The 25,525-nt window shown below is 43.5% G+C and carries 30 protein-coding genes; 7 read left to right on the top strand and 23 right to left on the bottom strand.

Annotation, left to right across the window (positions count from 1 at the left end):
• Positions 1-8 precede the first annotated feature (8 nt).
• From vscU to IJ23_RS09995, 3 genes are all read left to right on the top strand, one after another.
• The gene (gene vscU / locus IJ23_RS09985; protein WP_005387129.1) at positions 9-1,058 is read left to right on the top strand and encodes a SctU family type III secretion system export apparatus subunit VscU; all 1,050 of its coding nucleotides are present in this window, start codon (positions 9-11) and stop codon (positions 1,056-1,058) included.
• A gap of 102 nt (positions 1,059-1,160) precedes the next feature.
• Positions 1,161-1,871 carry a helix-turn-helix domain-containing protein gene (locus tag IJ23_RS09990; RefSeq protein WP_021707757.1) on the top strand — a complete coding sequence of 237 codons (711 nt, stop codon included), beginning with the start codon at positions 1,161-1,163 and terminating at the stop codon, positions 1,869-1,871.
• A 106-nt stretch (positions 1,872-1,977) separates the two neighbouring features.
• Positions 1,978-2,880, top strand: coding sequence for a DMT family transporter (locus tag IJ23_RS09995; protein WP_443083026.1), 903 nt, complete (start codon positions 1,978-1,980; stop codon positions 2,878-2,880).
• 89 nt (positions 2,881-2,969) lie between these two features.
• Here IJ23_RS09995 and IJ23_RS10000 read toward each other — a convergent pair whose 3' ends face one another.
• The 20 genes from IJ23_RS10000 to IJ23_RS10095 all read right to left on the bottom strand — a co-directional run bounded on the left by IJ23_RS10000 (position 2,970) and on the right by IJ23_RS10095 (position 19,078).
• Positions 2,970-4,448 (bottom strand): hypothetical protein, encoded by a 1,479-nt coding sequence (locus tag IJ23_RS10000; RefSeq protein WP_017821337.1) that lies wholly within the window; start codon positions 4,446-4,448, stop codon positions 2,970-2,972.
• Positions 4,449-4,457: 9 nt separating this feature from the next.
• Positions 4,458-4,916 (bottom strand): CesT family type III secretion system chaperone, encoded by a 459-nt coding sequence (locus tag IJ23_RS10005; RefSeq protein WP_005387141.1) that lies wholly within the window; start codon positions 4,914-4,916, stop codon positions 4,458-4,460.
• Positions 4,917-5,146: 230 nt separating this feature from the next.
• Positions 5,147-6,124 carry a type III secretion system effector VopR gene (vopR, locus tag IJ23_RS10010; RefSeq protein ID WP_033906167.1) on the bottom strand — a complete coding sequence of 326 codons (978 nt, stop codon included), beginning with the start codon at positions 6,122-6,124 and terminating at the stop codon, positions 5,147-5,149.
• A 10-nt stretch (positions 6,125-6,134) separates the two neighbouring features.
• Positions 6,135-6,581: a type III secretion system chaperone gene (locus IJ23_RS10015; RefSeq protein ID WP_033906168.1), complete on the bottom strand. Its 447-nt coding sequence runs from the start codon at positions 6,579-6,581 to the stop codon at positions 6,135-6,137.
• Positions 6,582-6,836: 255 nt separating this feature from the next.
• A complete protein-coding gene (locus IJ23_RS10020) occupies positions 6,837-8,000 on the bottom strand; it encodes a VopS family T3SS effector adenosine monophosphate-protein transferase (RefSeq protein ID WP_033906169.1) in 1,164 nt (387 codons plus the stop codon).
• Between the two features lie 3 nt (positions 8,001-8,003).
• Positions 8,004-8,435 carry a type III secretion system chaperone gene (locus IJ23_RS10025; protein ID WP_033906170.1) on the bottom strand — a complete coding sequence of 144 codons (432 nt, stop codon included), beginning with the start codon at positions 8,433-8,435 and terminating at the stop codon, positions 8,004-8,006.
• 185 nt (positions 8,436-8,620) lie between these two features.
• Positions 8,621-9,259: an HrpE/YscL family type III secretion apparatus protein gene (locus tag IJ23_RS10030; protein WP_005387146.1), complete on the bottom strand. Its 639-nt coding sequence runs from the start codon at positions 9,257-9,259 to the stop codon at positions 8,621-8,623.
• A complete protein-coding gene (vscK, locus tag IJ23_RS10035; protein WP_005387147.1) occupies positions 9,238-9,903 on the bottom strand; it encodes a SctK family type III secretion system sorting platform protein VscK in 666 nt (221 codons plus the stop codon). Before vscK ends, IJ23_RS10030 begins: the two co-directional genes overlap by 22 nt.
• On the bottom strand, positions 9,896-10,642 hold the full coding sequence (sctJ, locus tag IJ23_RS10040) for a type III secretion system inner membrane ring lipoprotein SctJ (RefSeq protein WP_086012989.1): 747 nt from the start codon (positions 10,640-10,642) through the stop codon (positions 9,896-9,898). The genes vscK and sctJ overlap by 8 nt, the downstream gene beginning before the upstream one ends.
• Complete coding sequence (gene sctI, locus IJ23_RS10045) at positions 10,642-10,986, bottom strand: type III secretion system inner rod subunit SctI (RefSeq protein WP_005387149.1); 345 nt, start codon at positions 10,984-10,986, stop codon at positions 10,642-10,644. The genes sctJ and sctI overlap by 1 nt, the downstream gene beginning before the upstream one ends.
• A gap of 8 nt (positions 10,987-10,994) precedes the next feature.
• Entirely contained in the window at positions 10,995-11,630 is a 636-nt protein-coding gene (locus IJ23_RS10050) for a YopR family T3SS polymerization control protein (protein ID WP_025768115.1), read from the bottom strand.
• On the bottom strand, positions 11,627-11,986 hold the full coding sequence (locus IJ23_RS10055; protein ID WP_033906171.1) for a YscG family type III secretion system chaperone: 360 nt from the start codon (positions 11,984-11,986) through the stop codon (positions 11,627-11,629). The genes IJ23_RS10050 and IJ23_RS10055 overlap by 4 nt, the downstream gene beginning before the upstream one ends.
• Before the next feature lie 3 nt (positions 11,987-11,989).
• A complete protein-coding gene (gene sctF, locus IJ23_RS10060; RefSeq protein WP_005377199.1) occupies positions 11,990-12,238 on the bottom strand; it encodes a type III secretion system needle filament subunit SctF in 249 nt (82 codons plus the stop codon).
• Positions 12,239-12,256: 18 nt separating this feature from the next.
• On the bottom strand, positions 12,257-12,460 hold the full coding sequence (locus tag IJ23_RS10065) for an EscE/YscE/SsaE family type III secretion system needle protein co-chaperone (RefSeq protein ID WP_005377198.1): 204 nt from the start codon (positions 12,458-12,460) through the stop codon (positions 12,257-12,259).
• A complete protein-coding gene (gene sctD, locus IJ23_RS10070) occupies positions 12,447-13,748 on the bottom strand; it encodes a type III secretion system inner membrane ring subunit SctD (protein ID WP_005377197.1) in 1,302 nt (433 codons plus the stop codon). The genes IJ23_RS10065 and sctD overlap by 14 nt, the downstream gene beginning before the upstream one ends.
• 5 nt (positions 13,749-13,753) lie before the next feature.
• A complete protein-coding gene (sctC, locus tag IJ23_RS10075) occupies positions 13,754-15,628 on the bottom strand; it encodes a type III secretion system outer membrane ring subunit SctC (RefSeq protein WP_033906172.1) in 1,875 nt (624 codons plus the stop codon).
• Positions 15,625-16,053, bottom strand: a complete 429-nt coding sequence (locus IJ23_RS10080; RefSeq protein ID WP_005377195.1) for a YscB family type III secretion system chaperone — start codon at positions 16,051-16,053, stop codon at positions 15,625-15,627. The genes sctC and IJ23_RS10080 overlap by 4 nt, the downstream gene beginning before the upstream one ends.
• A 12-nt stretch (positions 16,054-16,065) precedes the next feature.
• Positions 16,066-17,046 carry a T3SS regulon anti-activator ExsD domain-containing protein gene (locus IJ23_RS10085; protein ID WP_005377193.1) on the bottom strand — a complete coding sequence of 327 codons (981 nt, stop codon included), beginning with the start codon at positions 17,044-17,046 and terminating at the stop codon, positions 16,066-16,068.
• Positions 17,047-17,194: 148 nt separating this feature from the next.
• Positions 17,195-18,055: an AraC family transcriptional regulator gene (locus IJ23_RS10090; protein ID WP_005377191.1), complete on the bottom strand. Its 861-nt coding sequence runs from the start codon at positions 18,053-18,055 to the stop codon at positions 17,195-17,197.
• Positions 18,056-18,664: 609 nt separating this feature from the next.
• Positions 18,665-19,078, bottom strand: coding sequence for a YscW family type III secretion system pilotin (locus tag IJ23_RS10095; RefSeq protein WP_033906173.1), 414 nt, complete (start codon positions 19,076-19,078; stop codon positions 18,665-18,667).
• Between the two features lie 388 nt (positions 19,079-19,466).
• On the opposite strand from IJ23_RS10095, the gene exsC reads away from it, so the two are divergent.
• On the top strand, positions 19,467-19,913 hold the full coding sequence (gene exsC, locus IJ23_RS10100; RefSeq protein WP_005377174.1) for a type III secretion system regulatory chaperone ExsC: 447 nt from the start codon (positions 19,467-19,469) through the stop codon (positions 19,911-19,913).
• Between the two features lie 8 nt (positions 19,914-19,921).
• Positions 19,922-20,227: a T3SS regulon translocated regulator ExsE2 gene (exsE2, locus tag IJ23_RS10105; protein ID WP_005387156.1), complete on the top strand. Its 306-nt coding sequence runs from the start codon at positions 19,922-19,924 to the stop codon at positions 20,225-20,227.
• A gap of 126 nt (positions 20,228-20,353) precedes the next feature.
• On the opposite strand, the gene exaC is transcribed toward exsE2, so the two are convergent.
• Positions 20,354-21,874 carry an acetaldehyde dehydrogenase ExaC gene (gene exaC, locus IJ23_RS10110; protein WP_005377169.1) on the bottom strand — a complete coding sequence of 507 codons (1,521 nt, stop codon included), beginning with the start codon at positions 21,872-21,874 and terminating at the stop codon, positions 20,354-20,356.
• Positions 21,875-22,113: 239 nt separating this feature from the next.
• On the opposite strand from exaC, the gene IJ23_RS10115 reads away from it, so the two are divergent.
• Positions 22,114-23,880, top strand: a complete 1,767-nt coding sequence (locus IJ23_RS10115; RefSeq protein ID WP_005377167.1) for a sigma-54-dependent Fis family transcriptional regulator — start codon at positions 22,114-22,116, stop codon at positions 23,878-23,880.
• Positions 23,881-23,941: 61 nt separating this feature from the next.
• On the opposite strand, the gene IJ23_RS25405 is transcribed toward IJ23_RS10115, so the two are convergent.
• Positions 23,942-24,079 (bottom strand): hypothetical protein, encoded by a 138-nt coding sequence (locus tag IJ23_RS25405; protein ID WP_005377165.1) that lies wholly within the window; start codon positions 24,077-24,079, stop codon positions 23,942-23,944.
• Positions 24,080-24,657: 578 nt separating this feature from the next.
• Between IJ23_RS25405 and IJ23_RS10120 the strand changes: the two genes are divergently transcribed.
• The gene (locus IJ23_RS10120; RefSeq protein WP_005377162.1) at positions 24,658-24,861 is read left to right on the top strand and encodes a hypothetical protein; all 204 of its coding nucleotides are present in this window, start codon (positions 24,658-24,660) and stop codon (positions 24,859-24,861) included.
• 10 nt (positions 24,862-24,871) lie between these two features.
• Here the strand turns inward: IJ23_RS10120 and IJ23_RS10125 are convergent, their stop codons facing one another.
• Entirely contained in the window at positions 24,872-25,399 is a 528-nt protein-coding gene (locus IJ23_RS10125; RefSeq protein ID WP_033906174.1) for a hypothetical protein, read from the bottom strand.
• Positions 25,400-25,525: the final 126 nt, after the last annotated feature.

Genomic DNA, 25,525 nt, shown 5'->3' on the forward strand with positions numbered 1-25,525 from the left:
GATTCTTTATGAGTGCAGAAAAAACAGAGCAACCCACCGCAAAAAAGTTACGCGATGCTCGGCAGAAAGGTCAGGTTGCCAAAAGCCAAGAAATCGTATCGTCTGCATTAATTTTGGCGCTCATAATTGTACTGTTTGCGTTCGCCGATTATTACATGTCGCACATCTCAGCGCTTATTCTCCTACCAAGTAAGCTTGCTTATCAGGGTTTCCAAGATGCGCTAGTCGATGTCGCTATCGCCATCGCAAAAGAAATTGCCTATCTACTCGCTCCGATTATTCTGGTTGCTGCACTCGTCGCCATCTTTTCCAATATGGGGCAGTTCGGGTTCCTATTTAGTGGTGAATCCGTTAAACCCGACATCAAAAAGATCAATCCCGTCGAAGGGGCCAAACGCATTTTTTCCCTCAAGAGTGTGATTGAGTTTATCAAGTCGATCCTTAAAGTCTCTCTTCTTTCCTGCATTATCTGGGTGACATTACGCGGTAACATCAACGCTTTAATGCAAATTCCAACTTGTGGGCTAGAATGTGTCCCGACCATTACTGGCGTCATGATTAAACAATTAATGATTATCTCTTCGGTAGGCTTCATCGTCATCGCTGCCGCAGATTTTGCGTACCAGAAGTTTGATCACACGAAAAAGCTCAAAATGAGCAAGGACGAAGTGAAGCGCGAATACAAAGAGATGGAAGGCAGTCCAGAAATAAAAAGCAAACGTCGTCAGTTACACCAAGAGCTACAAGCCTCTAATCAACGTGAAAACGTTAAACGTTCTAATGTATTAGTTACAAACCCAACACATATCGCGGTTGGCCTTTATTACAAGAAAGGCGAAACGCCCCTGCCCGTCATCACTTTGATGGAAACCGATGCGGTAGCCAAACGTATGGTCGCAATCGCTAAAGAGGAAGGCGTGCCTGTGATGCAAAAAGTCCCTCTTGCTCGTGCACTATACGCCGACGGTAACGTCGACCAGTACATCCCAAGCGATCTTATTGAGGCAACTGCGGAAGTGCTTCGTTGGTTGGCTTCGTTAGAGTCCGAGGCGGACTAACAAACCACATCCCATTCAAGATCTGGGCTTACAACTGCCCAGCTTTCAACCTCGATACTTTCAACGCTATAATGCGGTATCCTTTAACTGTATGTTGTTTTTATGAAATCTAGCTTAAGCATTCGCTCCTACACGAAACGTATGAGCCGACATACTCATAGTGATTATCATCAACTGGTGCTTCCTCTCCAGGGCAACATACATATTGATATGGATAGCTATGTCGGAAAGGTGGCGGTTGGCGACTGCATAGTCATCCCCAAAAGTTGTGCTCACGGGTTTAATGCCGAAGAGTCATCACGCTTTATTGTTGCGGATATGACCACTTTGCCCACTCATTTGATGGATAATAGTGTGGCTGTGTTTTCGATTAGCCCGCCTCTACTGAGCTTTATCCAGTTTGTCGAAAAGCAACTTGAGTATCAGGTTAATGATGAAATTGAAAACTCAATGGTTGCAACCTTCTATCTGTTGCTGGAGCAGCAAAAGCGGTCTCGCTCCGTGGATTTGCGTATTCGAGATGTACAGGTTGTGATCGCGGAGCAGCTTGATCAGCCACTCACCATTGCCTCATTAGCGAATGCCGCTTGCTTGAGTCCGACGCAGTTTAAAAAGCTTTTTAAAGAGCAGCTAAAAGTGAGCGTCCATAAGTACATTACACTACAACGTATGGAAAAAGCCAAAGCACTACTGACTCATACAGACCTTCCAGTTCAGTTGATAGCTGAACGAGTTGGTTATAGTGACCTTTCCGCGTTTAGTCGACGGTTTTCAATGCATTTTGGTATGTCTCCTAGAGAGTTTTCCCGATAGTCACTAAAATAGTCTTCTGGAACAAGTATTCCGTCTTTTCAGCACAAAAATCTCTATCGCTTTCTTTTATTCTTTCTACCCTAAAACAGCCATTCACTAGGTAGAAATTACAGTGTTAAAAAAACATTTCACCGACTATCAATTAGGAACTTTATCCATACTTTTTGCTTCAACCCTGTGGGGAACGACGGGCACCGCTGCCAGCTTGGCACCGGATGTCAGTGCTCTCGCCATTGGCGCATTTTCTATGGGTATTGGTGGGTTTATGCAAGCATGTCTATCTGCGAAGTCACTGAGGAGAGATTTTCGAAAAGTCGTACATAAGAAGAAAACGTTACTGATTAGTATTATCGCCTTAGCCACCTACCCACTGGCTTTTTATTCATCAATGCGATTCGCTGGTGTGGCTATTGGTACGGTTATTTCTATCTCCACTGCTCCTTTCTTTTCTGCTTTGTTAGAGTGTCTCTTTAGCCGAAATCAGACCATAACCAAGCGCTGGATGATGAGTTTCGCAATCGGGGTCATTGGCATTACCTTGTTGCTGGCTTCTGAGTCATCCGCAAATAGCTTATTTGATCAGGATATGAAGCATTGGGGTGTATTACTTGGCCTATTGGCAGGTTTGACGTACGCCATTTACTCATGGGGAGTAAAGGCTATGATTGACCACGGCATTGAATCGCAAACGGCCATGGGAAGTGTTTTTGGTATTGGTGGAGTTTTGCTTCTACCAACACTTTTCATCACGGGTGATAATCTATTTGCATCGTCAACTAATACGGCGGTCATGCTCTACATGGCCTTGATTCCAATGGGGTTAGGTTACGTCGCTTTTGGGTTTGGGCTACGGTTTGTTACAGCCAGTGGAGCTAGCATACTCACGCTATTTGAACCTGTTATCGCAGCAGCACTAGCAGTTGCGATTGTTGGGGAAGAAATTTCTTTCATTGGTTGGGTTGGTATAACGTTGACACTTGTGTGTTTGTTTCTTCAGTCGAAAAGTTAAATTAAACCGATATTAGCCAGCCCCAAAAAGGAACGCTGACGGTAGATAAAGTAAGGAGCAGCACCTACTCCCTACTTTACCATTTGAAATTACACCCAGCCTTCTGCCAAGTACATCAATCGCAATTGACTTGGTGAGCCTAGTTTTTCTAGCGCATCTAATTGGACGTCACTCAGGTTTGGGCATTTATCAAGATAAACTCGTCCGTTTGCTGCATCTAGGGGGAGCTTGTAGGTTAGCTTTTCGTTTATTTTACTTGCTTCCCCTTTATCAATCGCTCGAACAGCTGGCATGAGCCAATCCCAATCTTCTCCTAACAGTTTTTTAAACGCCCCGTTAGCAATAGACTCGGTTTTACTTGGTGCATCCTCTGGGCTTAGCTTCAAGATAGAGTCTACGTCAGGAACCAAGTGCTCACTTGGTTCTGAACCCAACATCTTTTTCAGTGTTAATCGAGCGGCTTCCATCTCTTGTGCCTCTTTAGGCGCTTGAGGAGAAGTCATTTCAGTATTCTCCTTAGGACCAAGGTACGCCATTAATGCGCGGACAGAAGCCGGATCTTGCATACTAAAGGTAAAGTCTCCTTTGGCATTAGAAACTTCAAGCCTTGGTAAAACACCAGACATCTCACCTTGCATGAGTTGTTCTTTGACTTCTGTATTTAGTCCGTATGCTCCAGCTTGGTTCGCCACAAAGCCACCGCCGCTCATGATAGCAGTCGTTGCCGCAGAACCGATTGCCTCTTTTGCTATCGGTGTGACGCCCACCGTTGCTACAGAGCTAACACCGAACGTGCCCAGGCTCCCCGTCGCCATACCTAACGTAGCTCCAATGCCACCTTCAGCCGACAGTATCGCATGACCTTGAGCCAAGGTTTGCTGCATCGGCATAGAAAGACGTTGATCTCGCCCTGGCAGCTGTGAAATTTGTTCTAACTGATGATGGTAAGCCTCAGCATCACCATTTACGGCCGCTTTGTGCAGCTCTCGACCTGTAGAAATCAATAAGCCAACGCCAGGTAATGCCAAGTTAATAACGGCGTTCACACCAGAACCTTTTAGCTTTTCTTTGCCCATCTGTAACAGTTCAGCAGCGAAGCCATCCATTTTTCCTGGATACTGGGCTTCTAAACTCACCTGCATACGCGGATCTTTGCTGATCGCATCAAACGTATTTTTAAGCTGCTGGTACGTATCGCTGCTCACTTTTATTTCATCCAATAGGCTGACAACTTCTAAGATTTTACGCTCAGTAAGTGGCTCACCGCGATAGCCTGAAGGACTCACTAGGGAGTAAGCCAACAGCGCAACCTCAGGTTTTTCTTGCTTAAGTAGCGCTTGTTTTAAATCAAGGTGAGTTTTGATGTTTTCTTGGAAAAACTTAGTGTATTTGCTTCTCAATACGCCTTCGTGAATAGAAGCAAACTTGTGACCTTTGTGGAATGTGGAAGGTTCTTTTACTTCACCTCTTTTACTGATCACTCGGTCATCTTTTTGCGCAGCAACTGCACGAAACTGCTCTAGATCAGGTACTGGGCTTTGGCTGATTTTTTGTGTTGTATTAACCATTTTTCTCTCCTACACACGAAGTGATTGAACATGAGCTTGTTCATGATTAGAGGTGGTTGGAATCGCTTGATCCAACATTGCGAAACGCGCTTGCCACAGCTCGGCCTGTTCAATAACTTCGTGAAACCAAGCGGTAAGGTTCGTCGTATTTAGATGCTCAACGGGTTTACGTCCTGCTAAGACAAGCTGTCGACCGTTTGGAGCCAAAGCAAGTGCGAGGCTGCCACTACCTATTCCTTGATAGTTAGCATGAGCAAGAAGCTCTAAACCTTTTAGTCGTTGTTCACCGGATTTTTCTAACCCTCCGAACGTTACAGACAGCATCAAATCATCCGTATCTGTCGCGATGAAATACAACATGTAGCGATCATCGACCAGTAGCTGACAACGTTCATTTTCTTCAAAATTCAGTTCGGGCAACTCATTGAGTTGGCAAAACTCCAAGAGCAGTTGTTGAATCGTGTTCATAACTTTTTCCTTTTGTTTCAATAACTCTATTGAACAACGATTGCAGATTGAACGATGTCGGTAATGGCTTTATTTTTGTCACTTTTTCGCCTTCATTGTGAGGTTTTCCGCAGAAATCTCGCTCTAAAATCGAGTTGCCAGAGTAATAAAAAAGAGCAGCTCAGAGCTGCTCTTTCAATAAAGGTTAGATGCTTAGCATGATGTATTTGCTCACTTCTTTTGCAGAGTGACTAACCCAGTTTATGGCTATCAAAAATGACTTCTGTTGGCGGGAACATATTCGAAACAGGTGGTCGTTGTGCATCTCCAAACATTGGTGCACCGAATGCAGATGTCGCCCACGGGTCAACAATTTTCACATCCTTACTCCACGTTGATGGATCTTTTATGTCGCTCTCCTCTTGTCGACCAACCAGTACATAAAGGTGTGTACCTGAATGACCCTTTTTAAACGCAACCACTTCTACTTTGGGTTCACTTTCAGGTGTTCCTGACATGCCTTGAATCATCTCAGCGGCGGCAGCAAAGGCAAATGTAGTACAGCAGCCGGCTTTCGCGGTTTGTACTGCCTTAGCAATGTTCTGTAGAGTGCTTAATTGCGGTGCGGTTCCTCTTTGTGCTGCAGCTTGAACTCCGTTTGCGGACATCGTCGCTCTGTGATCTTGCATGATTCGCGCTTGATCCGCGTGAAGCTCTTTTAGTCGTGGCTTTCCTTTTGTTTCATAAAACTGTGACCCCTTAACACCGAACGTATTTAAGTCCGTACAGGCAAAATCACCAAGCTTTTGAAGGTTGGCTTTATGTTCGTTGATAAGCGCGACACTCGATGAGGCTTTATTGGTTTTGGAAGAAGAGGCTGCCGTTTGTGCAGTGGGCCAATTTGAGCTAGGACCAGACGACAATCTCTCAAGATTTTTCAGGCTCCCAAGCGTTAACTTGTTTTCACCGTTCAACACATTTTTCAGCATGAGCTTCGCAACATCTTTAGGAATACCCTGCTTAGTAAGCAGGTTCACTACAATATCTTTCGCTTTATTCTGGTGGCTAATACGCGCGCTGATACTTTTATTTTTTGGTGCGCCCTCTTTAACAAAAATATCTTTACCGTTGTGTGCTCGAACCTCTTTGTCGTCAGCTTGATTTTGTGTCGCCAAATGTGACGTTAACTGACTCAACGAGTGCATTTGCGATGTATTAATATTGACCATGTGTGATGCCTTAAACTTGAATAAATGCGTGTACGTCTGTTTGGCTAAAATCTACAACCGTGTTGTTTTGAAATAACTGTCCCCAAGTATCAACTAATTCGTTCAACTGAATGATTAAGTTAGCAATGTTGGTGAGTTCACTTCCAGCCGCGATAGCAACTTGAAGAACAACGTCTTTGCGTGTTGGATTCACACAAAACTGCACACCACCTGTTTCTCGATACAAAAAGTTGTATTCAAGTAAAACTTGAAGTTTATCTAGCGTAATATCATCTTGTTCTATAAGCAGGTTTTTGGAAATCAATAACTCGCCTTTTTCCTCTACGAGCAGAACATCGACACTGTTGTTTTCAGCAAAATGCAGTGACCACATTTGATCGTCATACGCTGTCACGCGCTCAAGGTTCAGCACTTCTCCTAGCTCAGAGAGAAGCATATTAATCTTTCCTGTATCCATGTTGTGTCCTGTCTAATTTATTATAACTAAGTGACATCGATATATTTGTTTCAGCGAAGCCACTTGGGTATAACGGCTCATTTAAATAAGCGAATAAGGATAAAAGAGATTTTATGGCGAGATAGAAACCGACACTTTATTTCAACGTCTCATTTTTATTGCTATTAGCCGTTTTATTGAGAAGAAAAATTAAGGTTAAGCTGGAAAATAAAAGAGCGGCAATCGCCGCTCCAAAAATTAAATAGAAGTAGAAAATCACTTAATACCGTGAAGGCTATTTTCTGCATCCATAGCTAAAGGATTGAACGAGTCGTTACGAAGTTCTGCTATCGCGTATAGCATGCGCCCCATGCGACCATTTCCATCGGTAAAGCCATGGTACCCGATAACTCCGGCGAACAAATGTTTACCTAAGTCTTTATCTTCTACAGGGTTCTCTTTCAAAAAGCCTTCAATGTGCTGCTTTAACATGCCCTCACCGCCAATACTTGACGGCAAAGTACCACCCGAAATATTTGGCCCTCGGTAGTCACGTTCAACATCAGGTACCAATCGAGCGTGTAGCTCTTTTAGGTTTTCCATATTCAATAAGTCTTTACCATTAGACGCGTACTCTTTAAGTAAAGACGTAATGTTTTCGGCATCGTTTCCTTTAGAGTTAGAAGCATTAATGATCCACGCCGCAGCTCGTTCGACATTATCGGTGACGCCACTTTTGTTAAACGCGTCCTCTGCCAGTCCTTCAGCGTATACACCTTGGCTTAGATCGGTGCTTGCTAGACCTTCGATATGGCGTTGCGCCGATTTAAGATGCATCACCTCCATATCAAACACCGCTTGCATTTGAGTGATGCTACCTGCTGGATTTTTTTGCGCTGCAGACACACCACCGCCATAGTCTTTTACTACACGTCCAGCAAGCGACTTCGCTGCACTTTCGCCAATCAGTGATGTGAGGTTTTTACCAGAATCGGTTTCTAGCATTGATTCTGTCATTGCTCGCTCCGCTAACTGGTTTAGCTCAGCAGAGTGCGATTGGACCGTTTTGCTATCCAATTTTGCGAATGCATTTAATACATCTGATGCGGTTTTTATGTTTCCATCTTTGAAGAACATTTGTCCATGCTCAACAGAAGAAGCAGCTCGTAAACGCTGAGCTTGGCCTTGCTCATTATCAAATACGGCTTTTGTAAGGGCTTTCGCAACCGATTGTGAGCTGCCTTCGCGAAACAATTTTCCTGTCGCTTCAAAAAATCGCGCTACCGCACCATTAGTAGGATTGGTACGAGTAAATTCTTGGGTCGCTGCGTTGATTTGGTATTCTTTGCCACCAATACTCAGCTTGCCTTCGTTTAGTATCTCGTTGCGAGCTTGCGGCATGGCAGCCTGCAATGCGCTAACACTTCCAAAACTGATCATGTTTTAAACCCTTAATGTGGAAAAATGAGTAGTACTCGTTACCGGGACTTCGGTTGTTTTATTGGTTACTTTTTGCGTGTTCGCACTTTTTAACCACTCGATGAAATTCGCAAATGACTCATCGAAAAAAGATGCAGTTAGCAGTTGCTGAGGCAGGTGTATGAAACCGATATATCCGGTCTCTTCCTCCCAGCATACCGCTGGAGAGCCTTGCGTTAAGGCACCTTTCATATGTTGATGCAAAATATCAGCACTCGGTTCATCACCTGAAATCAGCCCGATAAGCGTCACACGATCTTCTTGTGCACGAATTGTGATTGCTGTGTTTTGCTCAACGAGTAGATGGCAACAATCATCCTCATCAAAAACCAACGGCTCCAATTGGCAGCGGCTGGCAAAATCTGTCAGTAAAGAAGTTATAAATCCATTAGCCATTCGACTAAATAATCCTATTTTTGTTGTTTTAGAGGCGCTGCTTGGTTACAACACTTATCAACTAAGCAGCTTTCTTAGGTGTATTCTTAAGGATTTATGGCAGTGAATATTTTAGAAATGGTCGGATTTTTTTTGTTTAAAGGCATTAAAATGAAAAAACTCAGCAAGTGCTGAGTTTTTGAGGTTTATTCATGAATCGTAATTTTACGCTCGCTGAGCTGCTTCACCATGGCTTGCTTTAATGCATGCAGCTGTCCATCAATACTAGCGTCGATGATCCCAACTTCTGTTTCCAAAATGCAGCCTCCATTTTTCAAGCGCGCATCTGCTACCACGTCAACGTAACCGACTTCAGGGAAATCACTTAATACTCCAGCCACCTTTTCTCTCACCTCAACAACCTGCTCTGGGTGGACATGTAAAATGACCTGCTTTTGGTTACTCACCAGTTGCAACGCTTCTCGAACTACACTCACCGTGGTATCGACATCATCGAAGGTATCGATGATCTTACGTACTGCTTCTAACACCACACCTGTCATTTTTTCTTCGACTTGCTGATAGTAGTCATTACAACGTGCTAAGGTTTCAACCATCGTTTGCGCATTTTCAATCTTGGCTTGTGCAAGGCCATCTTGATAACCACGTTGTTTTTCGGTTTCGTAGGCTTGTTGGGCATTAGCAATGATGCTCTCAGCTTTGGAGTTCGCGGCTTCAACTAAGTGTTGCGAATCCAGATAACTGGCATAATCTTTCGCTTTCAGCACCTTTAAGCCAGGTGCCAGCTGCAAATTGTCTGTTTTTATTTCAACAAATGAAACCATTGAGGAATAACCTGTTTTGCGATTTTTTTTGTGAGTCGATACGCCAGATCTCGTTGATCCGCTTCCAACCAGTTAGCTGTTTCCGCGTTTTCGCTAAGTTGCTTTTCTAATTTGAATTGCCAACGAAGAACAACATCTTCCGGTGAGTTAATCAAAATAAACCTCATCCAAAAATATCCCAGCGCCCTCATGCTTGCTTCAACAGACCTTTCATCCAATAGTTCTGGTAACGAACGCTGCCAGCCTTGCGGCCAGCTGGATAACAGCATAGGCCCGTTTTGAATTAAGAACCGAGCGCCTTCCAAACCAAAAACGTTGTTCAGAACCTGTTTCGGGCGTTTTAAAACAACGCCTCGCATTGCCACACAGTGTAAAGCTCCGCCCACCATCAATACGAGTTGGTTCAACGCATCCGCTGGGAGCAACGCCAAGCTATGGCAAGGTTTGTTAAAAGCCGTCTCAGGAACGGGAGATAACGCCCACTCATTTATGCACCATTGGTTAAACATGGGGTTATCTCTCCAGCCTTCGATATTTAGTAACCAAGGCTGCTTTTGCTCTATCCAACTTCTATGGATGTACTGGCAAGGCGCATAGTTAAACTGGTGTTGTACCTGCGCGAGTGGTGTTTCTGGTTTAACCACGCTTCGTGTTCCTACGACACCATGTAAAAGTAGCGATATTTGAGCCGATGAGTGCCGCTACCAAGAACACCAAAATGGCGATAAGATTATTCGCCGTCTCTTTGGTGACCTGAACCGACAAAATGCTTTTAAATTGATTGTTTTGAGTAGCAACTCGAACCTCTGATGAGGGTACCATCACTACGCTGATTCGATCGTAGTTCAGCCCCTCAATGCTATTGTTCACTAATAATTTGATCTGCGGAACATATGAATCAAGCGCAATATCTGCTGCGTGTTTAATAAATACGGAGGCAGAAGCTGGAGTTGGGCGCTCTCCTGGACGCAGATCTTGATCTTCCAAAACAACATGAACACGTGCCACCAGCACGCCATCAATCTGAGATAAGGTTGACGAGAGCTCTTGAGATTTCGCGTACACCAAACGGGCTCGTTCTGCTAATGGTGACGAGATCAAATCGTCTTTAGGAAACACCTCTTTCAGTGTAGAAAACTGCTCTCTTGGATAACCTTTTCGCTTTAGCGCATCTACCGCGAAGGCGATTTGAGAACTGTCTACCATTAACTTGACGGTGTTGTCTTTGTCAGGTTCTTTTGTTGCAACGACACCTTCGGATAGTAAGATCGACAACATCTCATTACCCTCTTTCTGAGTAACGTTGGTGTATAGCTCGGTCTGACAACCTACCAGAAACAACGTGAGCATGATGAAAACTGCTCTCATTTTATTCATCATCACTATTGTGCCTTCAATAAGGTTTCTACGTTTTGTGTGGTTTTACCCACGGTTTTCGCGATCAGCTCTTCTTGAAAAGTAATGCGTGTCAGCGCCCACTGCATTTGCAGTAATTGCGCCGGATCATCACCCACCATCTTCATGTTGTCTTGCAGGTTACTTTTCGCGTTATCGATAGTGTTTTTCAACTCGCTGATGTTTTCTAGCAAACCTCCCTCCAGGCCATTACTTGCCTCGGGAACCGACATGGCTTGCTCAAAACGTTCGCTTAAACCGTCTTCGACTTGCGCATCCTGCAACTTATCAATGTTGGTTTGCATCACCTCGGTGTACTGCGTGTTTATCATATGTACTCCTAAGATAAATCTAACTTGTGACTGTGAGTCATGATGTTTTTCACCATCGCATTTTTTTGGATCATGAAGCTAAGTTCATCACGAACCATGTCCAGTGTTGATGCCATATCAGGTAACGACTTCAACTCTGCCCAGCAATGCCATAAGGCTTGTTCTTTCTGGGCACCCAGTGGAAAATGCTGCGCTAGCATTGCTTTTAGTGCTGTTTTATCAGCAGGTGGTTCGGCAATAAGCTGTCCCGAAAAATTCCCTAGTAACTCCTGCTTCAACACCTTTAACAAATCAGATTGTGGCTGCTCGTTGCCTTTTGCACTCTTCGCCTCATGAAAGGCGTACCACATTGCCTCTCGTTTAACTTGAGGGTCGGAAAACGCTTCATTTAACGATGATAAGACGCTTTGTTTACTGACAACCTCTGCGTCTTTTAATGATTCGTACCACGCTTTAATCTCCGCCAGTTTCGCTTCTGTTTTCTCTAGCGTCTCTTTTGGAGAAACATGTGAAACTTGCTCTTGCTTGTCACTTCGCTCCATGAGTGCTTTCATCTTGTCTTCATCGCTCCGCTCATAATGGCGCGACTCCGACTGACGCAAAGATTGGTGTTGAAGACTTAGGTTGCTTGAATCAATGATCATCCAAGATTCCTAATGTCCTGAGAAAAGCTCGCAGCAAATGCTTGGCTTTCTTCGCTTCCTTGTGACGCAAGTTCTACCCAGTTTTCCGCTTTGCTCAGTAAACCGGCTTTGGCAGAAGCAAGAGCCGCTAAGCTGATCAGATCTGGATAGGCGTTACAAAGTGGTTCGAGTAATTGATGAGCCTCTTCATACAAGCCTTTATTCATGAGGCTCATTGCACGAATCATCGCAACGGTCTCTTCAGAACCTGAGCTTGCTTCAAGGCCATCTGCAATGGTGTTGGCTTCTTGATGACGATGCATACCTGTTGCCATCAGCGCGATTTCAGCCAGCAGTTGGCGCGTTTCTCGTTCCATGCTTTACACCTTCTGGAGAATCGACTGCATCACATCTTTAATCGCACGAGTGGTGGTCGCATTGATATTGTAAACAACAGACCATTTGTTGATCGCGTGCTGAAGCTCGGCAAGCTTTGATGGATCATCGGCATTGGTTTCTAGGTTCTTGATGGCTGCCGTCACTTCTGTGTTGGCATCTTTCGCTTGTTGTTCTAACTTAGCTTTAACATCATCAAGGTTTACACTGTTACTAGCATCGTAAAATGACATAAGACTTCCTCGTATTTTTTAGTTAGCTTCGTATGATTCAACGACCGCATGGGCGGCTGTGTAAGCTTCATACTGTTTGAGTAGCAATTGGTACTGCTGTGGTGAGCACCCTAAATCCAACTGACGTTTCACCACCGCTTGTGCTTCTAAGAGCTTGCTCTTAATCTTGTGCACTTCCGCACCGTTTGTGTCGTTATTTAAAATTTGTTCAAGATTTGTCATTGTTCGTCTCGCCTTCATATCCAAGTTCTATTGTTATCACCCGCCCGCCTTTAACCAACTCAATACCAGCAGGTGTAACACTGGATATTCGGTAGCCCTGAGGCGTTCTTGCACCGACCATATAGCGAACGTTATCGGTCAGAATCACATATGGAACCTGGCCAAAGTTGACGCTACGAAACGGGAAATCGATGTTGGTGCCTTTACTCACCTTAGGTATGGATTTCAAAACTAAGTACGGTTTCTCACCATATTGTTCCCGGAAGTCTCGGGTCACACCGTAAAATCGAGTCGTTTCGATATCATCAAGCTCACCACGAACTTCGATGCGATCACCGCTGGTGACCAACTGGACTTTTTTCAGTAACTCCGCATCCGTCAATAACGCTTTTAGCGTATCCATGTAGGCACCCGCTCGCTGCAGTTCAACCTTCCACGCAATAAGACCCGGCACGTCTCGCTCCAAGATTTGTTCAACTTGGTTCCAGCGGCTTGCATCATCGATATAGCCCGTCAGCAGCAGTGTGCCGGTCTCATCGCCATTTTCGACTTTCACTTGGTGATAGCCGAGGTTGCGCAAAATAAATCGAACCCCGCGACGGATTTCTTCCATCGTTCTTAAGTCACTTTTGTAATTGATGCCCAATACATCAATTCGACCAAGCAGATCGAGTTTCTGTGTTCGGTCTTCAACATAGCCCTCTAAGACTGCTTGGCGTGCGGCGGCATTCCATTCCACACGAACGTCGCTAAGTTTGAGCTCGCCTAAGATGTTACGTACCAAAACAATGGGTTCTGCTTCTGTAACAATTTCATTGTTGTTTCCGTTAGCTTGGCTGTACCACATACCGGCAAAAATGACACTCGGGACAAAACTACAGAGCAAAGCGATGAGCGTTGTTTTTTTCCAGCTAGAGCGTTGCACAGCAACCACAGGTGTATTCTGTTGGCTAGATTCGTCGCTGACGTTACTCACAATTAACGCATCTTCCGCGTATCCCAGAGCGAACTTCACAACGCCGACCGAGACAACAGCATGGCGTGACAACTCGATACCATCACCTGCAACAGCGATGTCTTCACTGTTAATATTTGCCTCTTCGCAGCCTCGTAAAATGACCGAGTCTTGCTGGCAAACGAGGGTGAAATGGTTCGCTTCGACCCCAGCATCAGACAGTACAAGATCAGCAATAAAGTCGTCACTGCCAAGCACGAGAGCACCTTCAGGTAAGGTGACTTCTACTCCGGTATGCACGCCTGATAAAATACGAATTTTCCATTGCTGCATCGCGGTTAAGACTCCTCTGAAGAGCGCACACACTCACTTTGTGAGTCATCACATTCCAATACTTTCACCCGCCAACCCTTTTGCCCTGTTGGTAATTGGCACTGCGTTAATTGAGACGACTTTTGCTGTGACAATAAGTCTTGTTGATAGCGCTCGGCTTGAACCCTCGATGTGCAGCTATATACTTCCACTACCGATTTAAATTCAGCGCTATTGTTGGAGATGTTGTTAAGCTTGCCGATACTTGGTCGCAAGTCATATTCGTTGCCAATCAACACACTATCGCCAATACCATCCACAACAATTCGAGGTTCTAAAATAAACATTCGTACTGTGCGGCGCTTAGTGTTGGTATTACTTCTAAACAGCGCGCCTAAATATGGGATGTCTCCTAGCAATGGCACTTTACGTAACTGATGGCTCACTTCATCTCGGTACACACCACCGATAAGTAAGCTTTGCCCTTGTTTAACCGTCGCTAAGGTGCTGATTTCAGTTTTACGAACGGAAGGAAGATCATCGACGCCACCATCAGCGATCTTTGCACCGTCTTCGAGATGAAGGCTCAGGTTAATTTCAGGTCGTGCAGCAAATCTATCACCAACGATACGTGGGACAATTCTCAGTAACGTGCCATACGTGACCTCTTCCAGCGCTGCGGTTTCTTTACCAACCAGCTTGACGTAAAAAGTGCTGCTGTTGTTCAGTACCGCTTCGACATTTTCCTGAGTTAACAATGTTGGTCTTGAAACCACTTGAGCACTGCCTTTGGATTCCAATAAACGAATTTGAGCCAGCAAGTAATTTAGGTTGGTTGAATCAAGCAAGGACTTAAAGTTCTGTCCACTGCCGAGCGTCACATCCCCCGAATTCACATCACCTGTTGTTTTGATATCGACAATGCGGTTGTTTCCGACAGACACTCCCGCTCGCCAATCCACGCCTAACTGACTTAGATCGTTGGCACTGATATCGACAATCGATAGCGCGACTTCAATTCTTGATTGCGGCTGGTCTAATTGCGCGACCAGTTTACGATAGAGCGGTAATCGTGCTTGAGTATCACGAACGATAATCGCATTAAGACCCGGCTCTGCTTCAACTGTTGCGCCACCATGAACTGAGGCGGTTTTATTACTTTTTACAGGCTTATCTGGACTGGTAACTTCTTTGCTAGACGCACTCGCCACTTGCGTTTGAACACCAGACACGACCCGTTTTAACACCGATGCGATGCCCGGGACCGTAATTGTCTGATCTCGATATGCAATTTCTCTATCCGTTGCAGAAGCGTACTTCAAAGGAATTATCTCAACGAATAATTCGTCGGTTGAATTCGATTTCTGCAGCAAGCGCGTTTCCAATGCCTCCGCCGTTTGTACCACTAAGTCGACATAACGTGGAGGACCCGCAAGATAGACTAACCCTTTGCTCTCAGCAGCTCTCCAACCATAACGAGAATCCCAAACGCCGGTGGAAATTAACGTACTGCGTAGCTCTCTAGCCGTAAGTAATTCCAATTGAAGTAAACGTGAGCGAGTTTCTGTCGCCTTATAGACATGTAAGACGGCTCCATCGAAATACCACATCAAGTTGTACACTTGCGATAAGTAATCGAGGAATTCCGCCGGATCTTCAGGGGTAAAACGCCCATTCACTCGATCGTTGACTTTGTCACTAACAGAAACCGAGACACGATAATTTGCACCGAAGTTATTCAACAACTCTTTTAATGAGTCATTATCTGCATAGTAGCGGAACGGTTGTTCGGGCCAGTGTAAGTCTGTTGCTTGCGCGTATCCCAAAGGAACAACACTCACTGCGCATAACAATGCCTTTGTTGCAGCACGCCTAATGTTGGGAAAGATTTTTAGCATCATGGTAACCACACTGTATGGTTGATTGTGTGGTTCACGCGTTCTTGTTCCAATAATGCAATGTAACGCTCACATAGATTGACGTGCTTAGAAAGCAAAGCAGAGAACCGTTCCACCGAACAGTCCTCAACCCTTACTTTACTTTGCAAAATCAATTGCTGATCATCATTGGTTGTCAGTACGCCGCCATCCTCACGAATGGTTTTTAATGAGAGCTGCATGCAACGTTGTAACGCTTGTTCTTGTTGATAATCTAGATGCTCTTTAAACTGGAAGGGTAACGTCGCTTCCCATAAAATCCATGACGCATGTTGCTTGATGGTCAGTGATAACTGGTCAACCTCGATGTTGTAAGAACCATTTTCTGAGGCAATAAAATCCCCTACCTTTAGCGCTTCCGCTAAAGATTTCATCATCTTATCTAACATTTAACGCCCTATTTAGATCTGGCTGAGGTGATTGCAAGCCTGGCCGCACTGACCACTTTGAGTATCAAAATAGTAGTGATCGATATCACCAACAGTTTGCATGTTCTTGAACCATTGCCATACTTTCGCAACCGCATTTTGGTCGTTGTAAACCACATCGCATGCATCCCAAACTTCGTTCAGCTCGGGGGCTTCAAGTCGCACTTCCGAACACCAATTTTTCCACTCAGAAATAAATTGTTCGGTTGTAGAGGTGTACTCCGCGAACCCTTTCAGCTCGTCTAAAGACGGTTGCCACTTCTCAATTAACAAACGATGACATTCAATCACTTGCAACTGTTGTTCGCTTAACGTCCCAAGTTGCTTTTTAAGTTGATGCTGCTGGCTCTTAATAAGATCGAGTTGCTGTTGAACAAAGACGGCACTGGTGTCTTCCCCTGATAGCTTCGACCAATATTCCTTCTGAATATCGAGTTGATTGATAAGTTGTTCAACTTTAATCGAAGCATGAAGAGCACTTTGATCGACTTGTCGGTTAATCCACTCGTTGAGTGATAAATGGAAACAAAGCATCAACGTTTTTGGGACAGCCAAATTAAAGCGAAAGCCCAGACGAGAGTTGATGTAGTCCAGCCTTTGTTCGAACGTTGTGATTGTGCTGCTATCACTGAGCTGCGATCCAATCTCCAAAAATAAACGCATGGCAAACCGGTCTATCGAAGCACCAAGTTTTTGATACGTTTTAACTAACTGGCTAGCGCATAGGCTATCGACGACATTTCTATCCAACAAGCGTTGAAGTAAAGATAACTGCTCATAATTTATGACGCCTTCACTCAACAATTGTCGGTGATTGACGTGCACAACATTGAGATCCTGCGTAGGTTTAGAGGCGCTTTCATAACGAGCTCCTCTTTGTAAAACAGTCACTTTCCGCTGTGTCACTATGCTGTCTGGAAAAAGCGAACGGCGTCGCCAATGCTGCTTTTTCATTTATGTTCGTCTCCGCACCCCTTTCGAACAATCCAGAAAGAAAGAGATGTAATAATTTTTAATCGTTCGTTGTTACACGATACATAATAGAATTTACACTGGTGAGTGACTTTCAAAATTAGTCAGAAAATTTTAGTCCCAAGTCATTTCATTTCGCGATAGCCACTTGATCGTCTCCCGAACGTACGCGGCTTGGGGTCGTTCCAAAACGACGACGGTAACTCTGCGTAAAGTAAGACTGACTGGAAAACCCTGCCTCCATCGCCACATCTACGATGCTCATCTTGCTCGTCAACAGCAGTTTATGAGCATGCAGTAGTCGACGCTCACTGATCCAAGCTCTTGGAGAAATGCCATAGTGCTCATTAAAAAGCTCTTTAAAAGTGGTTAAGCTGGCACCAAACTCCTGCGCGTAGTCTGTCAACTTCCATTCTTTTAAGTAATGCTGTTCCATAAATCGACGTAACCGTTCCGACGTACGGTTTGTTTGTTGTGACAGCAACGCATACAGTGATTCTCCTCCTTTGCTGTGTAGCAAGAGAATGAGTAGTTCTTCGTATTTTAGGCACATAATGGCATCAGGGTACGCTTGTTGCTCAAGCGTCTGCATGCTAGAAAGCACTTGTTCAACGAGTATGTTCAAACCAAAAGTAAACAAACCAGAACAAACTTTGTCTACCTTAGGCAGCATCATCAAGAGATCACTGTGTTTTTGCAGCAACTGACTAACGAGTTCATTGTCGTAAGCAATAATCGACGCTTTGTATGCCCCATCTAGCGGAGAGTACTCTAACAAGTAATCCCCTTGAGATAGAAATACCCCATTTTCTGCAGCAACATCGATTGTGCAATCACCTGTTTGAACTCGAAGCTGACCATTGTGAACGACAACAATGTGAGACTGGTCTGAGTGAAATACTTCGTCAGATTTTTCATAGCAGGAAAAACTACGAATTTTTCGTGAACTCGAGTCGACCCTTTCTGAGTTTAGTTGGCCTGACACATCCATTTTCTACCCTTCATTATTTTGAGTTTCTCAGTGCAAATGTTGAGAAACTTTCAAAGCACTACTTTGATCGTTGTTATTTCTAAGTACTGCTGTATGAATTAAAGAAGCAAAGAAAAGAGCATAGAAGTTCTATCACTTACCATACCCCCCGAATAATTAGCAAATAACCCAAGCATTACCTTTACCTGAAGGTAAAGGTTTGACTTAGTAAATTTCTGCTGTCCGTCTTTATTATTTTTATCAGATAGCGTTTATCATTAGCCAAAACTTAAATATCATTTCGTTATTTAAGTTTGGTTGTTTTGTTATACATTAGAATACAATTAAATAGATTTCGGCACCGTTTCGAGAACAAAATTAAATTTCCAAAATCATAAAAATGTATATTTTATAGCCTAAAACGCCAAGCCAACGTGTTCAAGGAGCGAGATATAATCATAAAAAATACTGTTTTTGCAACAAGTATGAGTCTAAAAAACAACTGACCCGATGACTTCAAAGTCATGTAATTAATGTTTATAAAAGACAACAAATCTTTCACAACAGGAAAGATATAGTCTTTATTTTTATAAATTAGAAAATTCTAATAAAAATGTAGTGCTTAAAATTTTATCTGTTTATTTTTGGAACAAGAATCAAGTTTTCTTGTTTATTTCCCTCTAAAAATAAATAGTTCTTTTCTTTTTCCGCAACGAGCTCACCGTTTGAATAAAGCTTTCCAATAATCTTCATTTTTCCTTCACCAGCTTGAATTGGTGCAATTAAAAACGAATACTGCACAGGCAACTGAACGCCTTGGTAGCTCTGAGATACCGATTTAAGACATTGATTATCAATAACTTTACATATTTCCGCTTCAAGAGAAGTAATCGAAGGTGGAAAGTAGCCGTCGACAGAAACCCAACCATAGACTGATGCCTGACTCTGTGTATCAAAGCCATCCCCCCCATTAACGGACACAGTCTGACTGCACCCACTCAGTATGAATAACCCAATAAAACCAGCCCATATAGAATTGTTCATTATGACCCCATAAACTTATTTTATATAATCTAGCTCATTTGAAATTCACACAATTCTTTATGTAAAAATATAAAAGATCAACTTATATTTATACTACAAGCGGACAATAAATCGCATTTTTTAACAACACGTAGTTAACATGGACTGTAATTTCAAAAGCAGTTTCTGCTCACTTTCATTCCTTCCTTAATTGAAGTTTATTAGAGAAAAATGATATTCATATATCTCATTGCCATTGAGATATGCATCTGAACACATTTACTTTTGCCTTTCTATTTCTCTCAACACATTTAAAAGCCAAAATATAATAACAACCGACTAATATTGATAAACATGAAGAGATACATCTAATATTTTCCTTGATAAAATTTCAAAAGGGACTATTCCTATGTCAGCACGCCAAACTATCGATGAGATTTTGCTAAAGTTTGCTCATCAAATAGGCTTGCCTGCACTGCATCTAACGGAAAATGAAGTAAGCTTAGCCTTTGATGATAATCTAAGGGTGCATATCATCTTTCATCCTGAATCGACAACTCTGCAGCTCGAAGCTGAGATTGTTGGCCTTCAAATTGTAAATTCCGATCTTTATCGTTCTTTTTTGGCCTTTAATTATCACTGGCCTGAGCACCAGTTATTTTTTAGTTTAGATAACCACCGACATGTCCTATGTTTAAACCGACTCATTAACATTAGGCGACTGGATTACGAATATTTTGAAACAGCTTTAGCAGAATTGCTGACGCACAGCGAGTCGTGGGAAGCGTTATTGTCTTCTCATGTAACCATTGATGAGGCACCACCGATGCCACAAACTTTAGACTTGAGAGTTTAGGTGTCTTTATGTCCAATGACATCCAATCCACATACACCAATTCATCGGTTCATGACGCTCAACAAGCGCAGCAAAGTGATGCAGTGCCGCAAGGAACGTTTCATGGCCGTAAAGTCACCCTACTCTCCTCATCAGAAAGCAGTCTGATGCGAACAAGCTCTAAAAGAGAGCTTGGTGAATGTTTAAATCAATTTGCCAGTCTCGAATCTTGCAATCGCGTTTTGGACTTTGATCCGCAACTCAACATTGACAAGCAAAACGCCGCCGTAGAAAAGCTTATGGAACGAAAAGTGGCGATAATTCAACGTTCCTGATATCACAATATAAGCAGGTTAAACATCTAAGTTAACCTTCAGCCGACAAGCTCACGCTAATAAAAAACCCCGAAGATTCGGGGTTTTGATTCATACTGCTTTTTCTTTATTAATTACTTAGTTTCACTAGAAGAAGCCTAACGGGTCGATGCTGTAGCTAATCAGCAAGTTCTTCGTGTTCTGGTAGTGATCCAGCATCATCTTGTGCGTTTCGCGCCCGATACCCGATTTTTTGTAACCACCGAACGCTGCGTGTGCAGGGTAAGCGTGGTAACAGTTAATCCAGATCCGGCCAGCTTCAATATTACGGCCCATACGATATGCAACGTTCGCATCACGTGTCCAAACACCTGCGCCTAAGCCATATTCAGTGTCGTTTGCGATTTCCAACGCTTCAGCCTCATCTTTGAATTTGGTGATAGCGATCACTGGGCCAAAGATTTCTTCTTGGAAGATTCGCATCTTGTTGTGGCCTTCCAACATGGTTGGCTGAATGTAGTACCCCTGGTTGATAGACTCTGGCTGTTCTGACACTCCCCCACCAAAGACCACTTTTGCGCCTTCTTCACGGCCGATTTCCAGGTAACTTAAAATCTTATCAAACTGTTCTTGAGAAGCCTGAGCACCAACTTGAGTATCGGTATCGAGCGGATTACCTTGTTTAATCAGCTGTGCACGTTCCGTCAGTTTCTCTACAAACTTGTCATAAATCGCTTCATGAACCAGTACGCGAGATGGACAAGTACAAACTTCACCTTGGTTGAAGAAACCAAGTAACGTACCTTCGATACACTTATCAAGATACTCATCTTCGTAATCGAAGATATCTGAGAAGTAGATGTTTGGAGATTTACCACCTAACTCAACTGTCGATGGGATCAAGTTGTCTGCTGCACATTTCAGAATGTGGTTGCCAACTTGCGTAGACCCGGTAAAAGCGAGTTTCGCAATGCGGTTGCTGGTTGCTAATGCTTGACCCGCTTCAGAACCATATCCGTTTACAACGTTGATGACACCAGGAGGAAGAAGGTCACCGATTTTTTCCATCAGAACCAGAATGGATGTTGGGGTTTGCTCTGCTGGCTTCAATACCACACAGCAGCCCGCCGCTAGTGCCGGTGCTAGTTTCCAAGCCGCCATCAACATTGGGAAGTTCCACGGAATAATTTGACCAACCACACCAATCGGTTCTGGGAAGTGGTAGCTTGCGGTGTGCTCATCCAGTTCTGCCGCACTGCCTTCTTGTGCGCGAATACAGCCAGCGAAGTAACGGAAGTGATCCACTACTAAAGGTAAATCTGCCGCCAAGGTTTCGCGAACTGGTTTGCCGTTTTCCCAAGTTTCTGCAACAGCAAGCTCTTCTAGATGCTGCTCAATACGGTCAGCAATTTTCAGCAAGATGTTCGAACGTTCTGTCACGCTGGTTTTGGCCCATTTTGCTCTGATGTTGTGCGCGGCATCCAGTGCTAAATTAATATCTTCCTCGCCAGAGCGAGCAACTTTACAATACGCTTGTCCGTTGATTGGTGAGATATTGTCAAAGTACTCACCACCCGTTGGTTTTACCCATTCCCCACCGATAAAGTTATCGTAATGCGATTTAAAGTTAACAATGGCATTTTCACTACCTGGCTGTGCATAGATCATAACTCTTCCTTTTGTTTCTCGTTCAATGTGTTATTGCAGTGTCGTATCGCACTGTTCACAAAGAGCATTACGCAAGTCACACGCCAACTACGCCACGCTTGTTGTTAATTAAATGTAAAACTATGATTACCAAGCGATAACAAACCAAGTGAGCGATGTTTGAGCGGATGTATGGTGTGAACACCAATGTTCAAGTGTTCCAAAATGGCACACCCTCACTGTGACAAAATGGTACAGTCATGGAACTTCAACATATTAGCGATAACAATTGGCTTTCAACTTCATGGGTCAGAAGTGAACAAGCGGGTTTAAAACAGCGTCGACGCCCTGAAGATATTCGAGTAACGCCAGCGACGCTCCAAGATAGGCGTCACCAACTCAATTTTTTGCTGGAGGCAGTCACTCAATTTGCGCTCCCTTTGTTTAATCAGCTATTTGCTCATAGCGACAGTCGCTTAATTTTGACGGATTCAGATGGTGTCATCATCGGCAGTTGGGGACAGCCTAGATTTCGTGAAAAGTTAACGGAAATCTCGCTAAGCTCTGGAGCATGCTGGCAAGAAAAGGTCAAAGGCACCAACGCGATTGGTACAGCTTTGGTTGAAGCAAAGCCCGTTTCTGTTATTGGTGATCAGCACTTTATCCAACACCATCGTTTTATTAGCTGTTCGGCTAATCCTATTTTCGATCATCTTGGTAACCTCATTGGCGTATTAGATATTACAAGCGAGCAAAAGAGACATGACTTCTCAACGCAAGTACTAGTACAAAACATGGTCCAGCAAGTGGAGAATCAACTACTTAACTTGATTCCACAAGGGCATATTCGTGTGGATTTAGCGTGCGAAAAAGGTTTACTGAATAGTGGTTGGCAAGGAATTATCATTGCAAATGAAGACGGACAAGTTTTGGCTCACAATCAAGTAGCCTCTCAACTTTTTGCGCAAAAAAGTATCATTGGGCAATCCTTAGACGACATTCTATCCACTCGGGGAAATGAGCACCCTTTCGTTTTCAAAACAAAACCGCTTACCGATAAAGATAGCAAGGTCAAGTCTCGTGCTGTAGCGGCGTCCAATGATCTTCATTATGGCGACTCCGCAGTTGAGCACTGTTGGCAGCAAGCCAATCGCGTCATCGATAAAGACATCAGTTTGTTGATTCTCGGAGAGACTGGTGTTGGCAAAAACGAGTTTGTGAAAGCGCTTCATAAAAACAGCCAGAGAAAAACGGGACCGTTGGTTTCCGTTAACTGCGGAGCGCTACCAAAAGATCTGGTTGAATCTGAATTATTTGGCTACGTAGCCGGTGCCTTTACTGGCGCAAACAGCAAAGGCTATCAGGGGAAAATTCGCCAAGCACACAAAGGGATTTTGTTTCTGGATGAAATCGCAGATTTACCCTTGGAAGCTCAAAGCCGCTTGCTCCATGTATTGCAAGATAAAACCGTGCTTCCCGTGGGTTCAAACCAAAGTATTCAAGTCGATACGCAAATCATTGCAGCCACGCATAAAGATCTGGAACATTTGGTCAGCGAAGGATTGTTCCGCCAAGATTTGTATTATCGCCTTAATGGCTTGATCATTGAGCTACCTCGCTTTGAGGAACGTGATGACAAACGACAACTGATTGAGAACATTCATCGGCGTCACGCCGAATCTGAACAACAGCTTTGCCCTCACCTACTTTCTCTGATGCTGTCTTACTCATGGCCAGGAAATTTGCGTGAACTCGATAGTTTAATCAAAGTATCCGCCTTAATGGCGCAAGGTGAAGAAATATTGGAACTCACACACGTCCCAGCCCACCTAAGTAAGAAACTCAGCCAAGCTCAAGAAGGAGCAGCATCCGCTGAACCAACTTCAGAACTGCGTGCAACCGTCGAAGATAAGTTGCTCAAAACATATCAAGCCAACCAGGGGAACATTAGCAAAACGTCTCGTATGCTTGGTGTGAGCCGAAATACCATTTACAGAAAGTTGAAAAGCCTTGGCATATTAAGTTAATTCTACGACCTCAGATACAAAAAGAGCACCGTTGCGGTGCTCTTTCTCTTTGAAACCTAGCTTACAGGCCGCCTTGTTGTTGTGCCTGTTTTACTAATGCCTGACGTTGAGTTTCCTTCTCAGAGATCACTTGATTGTCCTTGTGCATTTCCTGTTCCAATTCTGCTGGAATGAAAACAAAGTACTTGTTAAGAGTCATCTTAGAACCTCAATTTGCTGTGTTAATTACCTTCTTGGTCAACGTAAACAAAACCAGAAAAACATGTTTTACTGGATCCTTGTTGCTGGTTTCAAAAAATAAAGGATGTTCATATAGTAAACATCCTCCATGTGGGCGCTAATTATAGGCGTAGTTTAAAGGCTTACCTAGCACTCTTTTTCACCTTTTATGCAATCTGAGTTTCGATCGAAAAACAGATTTAATTGCCCGTAGTTACTAAGGTATTGTTAAAAAGAGAAAAAAACTTTTACTGTAACTGACGACAGGGATGAGCTTACGAGTGTAGGTTCACTTGCAATTGTGTATCGTAGAGTTCGAATACGATAATAATAACGCTACATGCCCTTAATCTGCGTAGTTAAAAACTTTGAAGTGATAGACAACCGAAGTCATATCTGTGCAACTCAGTTTAACGATTTGTCTACCAGTTCAATATTTCACCTTTTTTGAGAAATCTTTAGCCACTTTTTTGTGTGAAACGCCCCAAAAGAGCAGATAATTAAAAGTGTGGCATATGACCACAATTGTCTATCCCCACTTAGCATCGGGAGGCGTTTATGAAAAGTAACAAACTTGGCCATGTGATGTCTTTCAGCAGGATGTTTTCCTTCATTGCATTCTTGACGGCCACATTCGCATGGATTCTCAGCATGTACGCCCTATTTACTGTTTCTTTAGTGGCTCTTGTGGTCAGTGCAATTCTCTACCTAAAAGACAGGTTTTATCAAAACAAGAAAACGACCACTGAAAAGAGCGCCTAGGCGCTCTTTTCTATTGGATGTCATTTCCGTGTGACTTGATATAGTTATCAATCCGTTCGAGTTCGTGAAAATAACCATACATACCAATACGATTAATTTCTGGTTCTATACAGTATTTTTCTTCTTTTACCATAGCTTCTACAAACATTCCGCTTGATGCAATTGTGAAAGGTGGACACGCTGAGTAACCATTACTTTCTGCAATATATTTCAATCGCCCAAATTCAAAAATTTGACCTGGAATAGCAACGATAAGGGACAAGACAATTGTTATAGTTATCACTTTAATCGGCACTTTGACTAACTGAGTCATTCGATCAAATAAAATATAGACCAATAATGTAGGGCATAAGAGTAAGCTTGCGATACTTAAAACATATGACGCATCAATGTAGAGCACTTGAAAACCACTACTGAGCTGAAGCGGTAGAGATTCGAAAACGAAATGATGATAAAGGCGATAGATAGAGTAAGTAATCAGTAATATGAACATAAGCAACACGAAAGCTGTGTGAAATGGATGCTTCTGTTGTGTCATTTCTATTACCTTATAGTTGAGGAGAAGACAGAGAGCTGCTTAGCTTCACTCTTCGAAGAGAAATATTAAACTGCTAGCAAATGCATGCTCTCCCATTTCTGAGAAGTGCGTGACGAATCAACGTTT

Source organism: Vibrio sp. OY15, assembly GCF_000742455.1.
Lineage (GTDB): Bacteria > Pseudomonadota > Gammaproteobacteria > Enterobacterales > Vibrionaceae > Vibrio > Vibrio alginolyticus.